Source organism: Mycobacterium sp. (assembly GCF_049673265.1).
GTDB lineage: Bacteria > Actinomycetota > Actinomycetes > Mycobacteriales > Mycobacteriaceae > Mycobacterium.
In genome coordinates this window covers 1-5,432 of sequence record NZ_JBATXN010000444.1, presented here as the reverse complement: position 1 = coordinate 5,432, position 5,432 = coordinate 1, and the positions used below count along the sequence as shown (strand labels likewise).

Sequence of the window (5,432 nt, the reverse complement as noted above, 5' to 3'; positions counted from 1 at the left end):
GGCAAACTGTCTGGTCGTGGTTCCCCGTGAGGCCGAGCAGATCCGCATCGGCGAGATCGTCGACGTCGCGTTTCTGGCTCAGCGTGGCTGAGCGACACGGTGGTTCGGGCACGTGAGCGTGTGGCGCGCTAGCTCCCAGCATCCCGGCTGGCCGACGAGTGCGGGTCCGCTGCGGGTGTCGGCAGGAGTCATCCGGTTGCGCCCGGTACGCATGCGCGACGCCGCTGCATGGAGCCGCACCCGGCTGGCCGACCGCGCGCATCTGGAGCCCTGGGAGCCCAGCACCGAAGCGGATTGGACTGCGCGGCATTCGATTTCGTCTTGGCCGGCGGTGTGTTCGAGTTTGCGATCAGAAGCGCGCAAGGGCCGCATGTTGCCGTATGCGATCGAATTGGAAGGCCACTTCTGCGGACAGCTGACCATCGGCAACGTCACCCACGGCGCGTTGCGGTCGGCATGGATCGGGTACTGGGTGGCCAGCTCGTTCACCGGTGGCGGGGTGGCCACCGGAGCGTTGGCGTTGGGCCTGGATCACTGCTTCGGCCCGGTCAGGCTGCACCGTGTGGAAGCCACCGTGCGCCCGGAGAATGTGGCGAGCCGGGCGGTGCTGGCAAAGGTTGGGTTCCGCGAGGAGGGGCTGTTGCGCCGTTACCTCCAGGTCGACGGGGATTGGCGCGATCACGTGTTGGTGGGCCTGACAGCCGACGAGGTCTACGGCTCGGTGACGTCGGCTCTGGTGCGTGACGGGCACGCGAGTTGGGCTTGATCCTGTTGCAAATGTGACATTTGTGGCTGGTGGTGCTTGTCAGCAGCAAATTACAGGTGTGTAATTGTCCTGGGCGCGCCTCGACTGAATGCGCCGACTACCGGCCTAATCTGGCGGGGAAAGGAGCAGGTCACCATGCCAAGCATCCCGCAGTCATTGTTATGGATATCGCTCGTGGTGCTCTGGCTGTTCGTGCTGGTTCCCATGCTGATCAGCAAGCGCGACGCGGTGCGGCGCACCAGCGATGTGGCCTTGGCGACCCGCGTGCTCAACAGCGGTGCGGCGGCGGCCCGGCTGCTCAAACGGGCCGGACCGGCCGCTGGACACCGTAGTGACCCGGACTGGCAGCCAGAAGAGGACGAGCACGGGGACCTTGAAGACCTCGACTCCGACGACACCGAGGAAATGCCGCAAGCCGGCGGCGATGTCGTCGCGGCCGCAGTGGCTGTCGACGAGGCTGGGCGCGACGCCGAAGTGGCCGACGCGGACGACGCGGTGGTAGCCGAGCCGGTGGCCGAGGAGCAGCCCCAACAGGTGGCCGAGGACGAGACCTCGGATGGCGAGGACACCGAGGACGAGGGCACCGATCAATACGAATACATCGACGACACATCGGGGATTCCGGTCGCTGAGGAAGCGCCTGTGGCCGTCGCGCACGCGTTTTCCCGGCGCCATCAACACGAGACCGCGGCCGCGGTTAGCGCCCGCAAGTACGCATTTCGCAAACGGGTGCTGATGGTCATGGCGCTGGCATTGGTCGGCTCGGCGAGCGCCGCGTTCCTGCTGAATCGTGGGGCGTGGTGGATCTGCGGCAGCTTTGCCGCTGTGACGGTGCTCTACCTGGGGTATCTGCGCCGGCAGACCCGGATCGAGGAGCGGGTGCAACGCCGTCGGATGCACCGGATGGCGCGGTCGCGCCTCGGCGTCGAGAACGCCTATGACCGCGAATTCGACGTCGTCCCGTCGCGGCTGCGGCGCCCGGGAGCCGTCGTGCTGGAGATCGACGACGAGGATCCAATCTTCGAGCATCTCGACTACGCGCCGTACGCGCGGGATTACGGCTGGCACGGAGACCTGCCGCGAGCTGCCGGGCAGTAACGGTTCGGCGACGCACGTCGCGACTGGTAGCCTGCTAGCGATCAGGGGCTATGGCGCAGTTGGTAGCGCGACTCGTTCGCATCGAGTAGGTCAGGGGTTCGAATCCCCTTAGCTCCACAGAGTGATGAGTCGGGTCATGGGTTACACATGAGTCGCGTCATTGGTTACAGATCGCCCCGGCCATCGGCCGGGGTTTTCTGTTGGTTGCGCCGATAGTTTTTTGTCGGGGTCGATGTGGTGGCTGCTCAGGACGTGGTGGCCGGCTTTGCTGATGACGGTGACGGTGTGGGCGGTGACGAGGAGCAGCACCGAGGTGTGGGCGTGGGTGGTCCCGATGCCGAGGTGGTGTAGCCGGCTGCCGTGACGCAGGGTGAGTTTGCCGAATTGGTCGACGGTGTCGTGGCGGATGCGGAAGTGTGCGCTGGGTTGGCTGGTGGGGTGGGCCTTGGGGCGTGCTTGGTAGGCCTGTGCGGGGGTGGTTCGTGCGGGGTGGGAGCGGTGGGTGCGTTGGGTGTTGTAGAGGGCGCTGAAGGTCTCGAGCAGGGTTTGTAGGTCGGCGATCGTGGCGGGGTGGGGTCGGGCTGCGAGCCAGCGTTTGAGGGTTTGGTGGAAGCGTTCGATTTTGCCTTGGGTCTGTGGGTGGTTGGGGTGACCGTTTTTCTGGGTGATGCCCAGGCTGGCAAGTAGGCGTTCGAAGTCGTTGTGGCCGTGGGTGAATCGGGAGGTATAGACGGCTCCTTTGTCGGTGAGGGTGGCCGCGGGTAGGCCGTATCGGATGGCGGCGGCGGTGAAGCTGGCCACGACGTCGGGGCCGGTGACGCGCCGGTAGGCGGTGCAGGCCAGCAGGAATCGGGAGTGGTCGTCGAGCCAGTTGAGGATTTCGACGTCGGTGCCGTCGGCCAGAGTCCAGTGGGTGAAGTCTGATTGCCAGCATTCGTTGGGTTTGTCGGCGGCGAAGCGGTGGTAGGAGCTTTTGGGGCGTTTGCGTGGTTGTGGGCTGATCAGGCCGTGGTGGTGCAGGATGCGTCGGATGGTGGAGGTGGCCGGCACCGCCAGGCCCTGCTGGGCCAGATGCTCTTGCAGCGTTAGGGGCCCGGCGTCGAGGCGTCGGCGGTGAGTTGTTCGCGCAGCACGACGATGGCGGCGATGACCTTGTCACTGACGGCGCGGGGGTTGCTGGCGGGTCGTCGCGAGCGAGGTTCGACAGCGTCGAGGCCGCCGAGTTGATAGCGCTTGAGCAGTCGATAGATGTGTTGTCGGGACAGTCCGTAGGCCCGCGCGGCAGCGGTGACGGTGAGGTTTCCACTGACGACTTCCAAGACGGCCACACGTGCTTTCGACATGAGCCATGACTGTCACCTATGACGCGACTCATCATGAGGCCATTGCAGGTGTCACCCATGACGCGACTCATGTGTCACCTATGTCGTGAACTCAGACAAATATGGAAGGTCGCTGTGTTGCCTTGATGGGTAACGGTCCCCGCGCGATGATTTTTCTGGCCTATCGCAGTCTGTATTGGCATGACAAACGACACCATGAGCGCCACGATCACCATCCCCGCCCCGGCCGAGACGGTGTTCGATGTGCTGGCGGACCCGACGACCCACTCCGCCATCGACGGGACGGGTTGGGTAGGAGAAGCCGTCGACCGCGAGCCGTTGACGGGCGCCGGCCAGATCTTCAGGGTCGCGATGTATCACGACGGCCACCCCAACAAGAACTACGAGATGGCCAACAAGGTGGTTGTCTGCGACCGTCCACGCGCGATTGCCTGGGAACCCGGCCAAGACGCGGCAGGCGACGGCAACCTTTCTTTCGGCGGCTGGATTTGGGGTTATGACATATGCAGCGTGGGATCGTCGGAATCGCACGTCACCCTTACCTACGACTGGTCGGCGGTTGCGCCGAATCTCCGTGAGCACATTGGATTCCCGCCGTTCGATCCCGCGCACCTGGATAATTCGCTGAAGCATCTCTGCGAGCTGGCCACGGCCCAAGGCGGCACCGGCTGAGTCCGAACGGTCGGCTTGTCCTGCTGCGCGTGGCGTGACATGGTGAGCCGGGGCAACATCAAGGATGTGTAGATGACGACTCCTCCGGCCGCACACACCTTTCTCATTCCCGAGGCGCCCGACTTTCCGCGGATGCGTCGCGAAACCGGCGCGCGGCTTCGATCGGTGATGGCCGACAACGGTGTCGATGCATTGGTCCTGTTGATGAACGACAACGTGGTCTATGCCACGGGCGCCAGTTGGCCGGTGCTGGATGCCGGGCTGTCGCACGTGGAGCGGCCGGTGGCGATCGTGCTTGCCGCCGACGAGCATCCGCATTTGTTCCTACCGTTTCGCGAAGGAGCCGCGTCGGAATCCGAGCTGCCGGCGGATCATCTGCATGGCCCGCTCTATCTTGAATTAGAAGAAGGCGTAGAGCATTTCGCGCGCGTGATCGATGATTTGATCCCGCCGGGCGCCAGGGTCGCTGTCGATGAGACGACGGGGGAGATGCGCCGGGCCGCGGATCGGCTTTTCCCCGGCGGGCCGCCCTCGGAGGCCGCGGTGGTGGTGGGAGCGGCCAACCTGGTCAAGACACCAGACCAAGTGTCGTGCCTTCGCAAGGCGAGTCGCATCACCGAAGAGGCCATGGTCGATGTGCAGAAGCAGTTGGCGCCGGGCGTGCGGCAAATCGATCTGTCAGCCAAGCTGGTGCGCAGGGCATTCGAACTGGGCGCGACGGCCAACATGCTCGAGGCGATCTGGCAGGTGATGCCGCCGTCCCGGGCCGAGGGGGTGTGGACCACCCATGGCGACCTCGCGCTTCCGCTGCTGACCGGGGAACGTGAACTTGCCAAAGGTGACGTGCTGTGGACCGATGTCAGCATCAGCTACGCCGGGTACTGTTCGGATTTCGGCCGCACCTGGCTGGTTGGCGACGAGCCGTCGGCGCGCCAGCAAGAGCAATTCGACAAGTGGCGCCATATCCTCGCCGCGGTCTTGAAAGTGACCAAAGCCGGTGCCACGTCAGGTGATCTGGCTCGCGCGGCGATCGCCGCCAACGGCGGTAGCAAGCCCTGGCTCCCACACTTCTATCTCGGACATGGCATCGGCACATACCCTGCCGAACCGCCGATGATCGGGACTGATCTGGGCAAGGAATACGACGACAACTTCGTGTTTCCAGTCGGCATGGTGCTGGTCCTGGAGCCGGTGGTGTGGGAAGACGGAACCGGCGGCTACCGCAGTGAGGAGATCGTGGTGATCACCGAAGATGGCTTCCTGCCGATTACCGACTACCCGTACACGCCTTATGGGTCCTGACATTTCGCCCGACGGCATGGCGTTACGGCTGGGCCGTCGCCAACGGGCACTCGCGCAGATGGAAGCCCACGACATCGACATCCTGGTGCTCGGACGACAGGCCAACGTCCGGTATGTCACCGGGGCGCCGCAATTATGGATCGCCGGGACGCGGCCATTCGGGCCTGTCTGCGTGGTCGTGCGTGCCACCGGCGAAATCTTTTTGAACAGCACGGCGGACGAAGGAATCCCCGAGGAGATCGGCCGTGACC

6 protein-coding genes, 1 tRNA gene and 1 pseudogene are annotated in these 5,432 nt (G+C 64.6%); 7 read left to right on the top strand and 1 reads right to left on the bottom strand.

Features of this window, described 5'->3' with window-relative positions:
* The 4 genes from WBF82_RS15555 to WBF82_RS15540 all read left to right on the top strand — a co-directional run.
* The coding region (locus WBF82_RS15555; RefSeq protein ID WP_424383884.1) for a hypothetical protein at positions 1-91 on the top strand (91 nt) is incomplete at its 5' end.
* A 21-nt stretch (positions 92-112) separates the two neighbouring features.
* A complete protein-coding gene (locus tag WBF82_RS15550; RefSeq protein WP_424383883.1) occupies positions 113-766 on the top strand; it encodes a GNAT family N-acetyltransferase in 654 nt (217 codons plus the stop codon).
* A gap of 135 nt (positions 767-901) precedes the next feature.
* Positions 902-1,864, top strand: coding sequence for a gephyrin-like molybdotransferase receptor GlpR (glpR, locus tag WBF82_RS15545; protein WP_424383882.1), 963 nt, complete (start codon positions 902-904; stop codon positions 1,862-1,864).
* 44 nt (positions 1,865-1,908) lie between these two features.
* Positions 1,909-1,981, top strand: a tRNA-Ala gene (locus WBF82_RS15540).
* 24 nt (positions 1,982-2,005) lie between these two features.
* Here the strand turns inward: WBF82_RS15540 and WBF82_RS15535 are convergent.
* Positions 2,006-3,207: pseudogene (locus WBF82_RS15535) on the bottom strand (IS481 family transposase).
* Between the two features lie 180 nt (positions 3,208-3,387).
* On the opposite strand from WBF82_RS15535, the gene WBF82_RS15530 reads away from it, so the two are divergent.
* The 3 genes from WBF82_RS15530 to WBF82_RS15520 all read left to right on the top strand — a co-directional run.
* Positions 3,388-3,879, top strand: a complete 492-nt coding sequence (locus WBF82_RS15530; protein ID WP_424383881.1) for a polyketide cyclase — start codon at positions 3,388-3,390, stop codon at positions 3,877-3,879.
* Between the two features lie 72 nt (positions 3,880-3,951).
* On the top strand, positions 3,952-5,181 hold the full coding sequence (locus tag WBF82_RS15525) for a M24 family metallopeptidase (protein ID WP_424383880.1): 1,230 nt from the start codon (positions 3,952-3,954) through the stop codon (positions 5,179-5,181).
* On the top strand, positions 5,171-5,432 hold a 262-nt coding region (locus WBF82_RS15520), incomplete at its 3' end, for an aminopeptidase P family N-terminal domain-containing protein (protein ID WP_424383879.1). The genes WBF82_RS15525 and WBF82_RS15520, both read left to right, overlap by 11 nt.

Bases quoted from the DNA above. Each gene is read 5' to 3' on its own strand.
- WBF82_RS15525 (WP_424383880.1), top strand. From the start codon at position 3,952: ATGACGACTCCTCCGGCCGCACACACCTTTCTCATTCCCGAGGCGCCC.
- glpR (WP_424383882.1), top strand. From the start codon at position 902: ATGCCAAGCATCCCGCAGTCATTGTTATGGATATCGCTCGTGGTGCTC.
- WBF82_RS15530 (WP_424383881.1), top strand. From the start codon at position 3,388: ATGACAAACGACACCATGAGCGCCACGATCACCATCCCCGCCCCGGCC.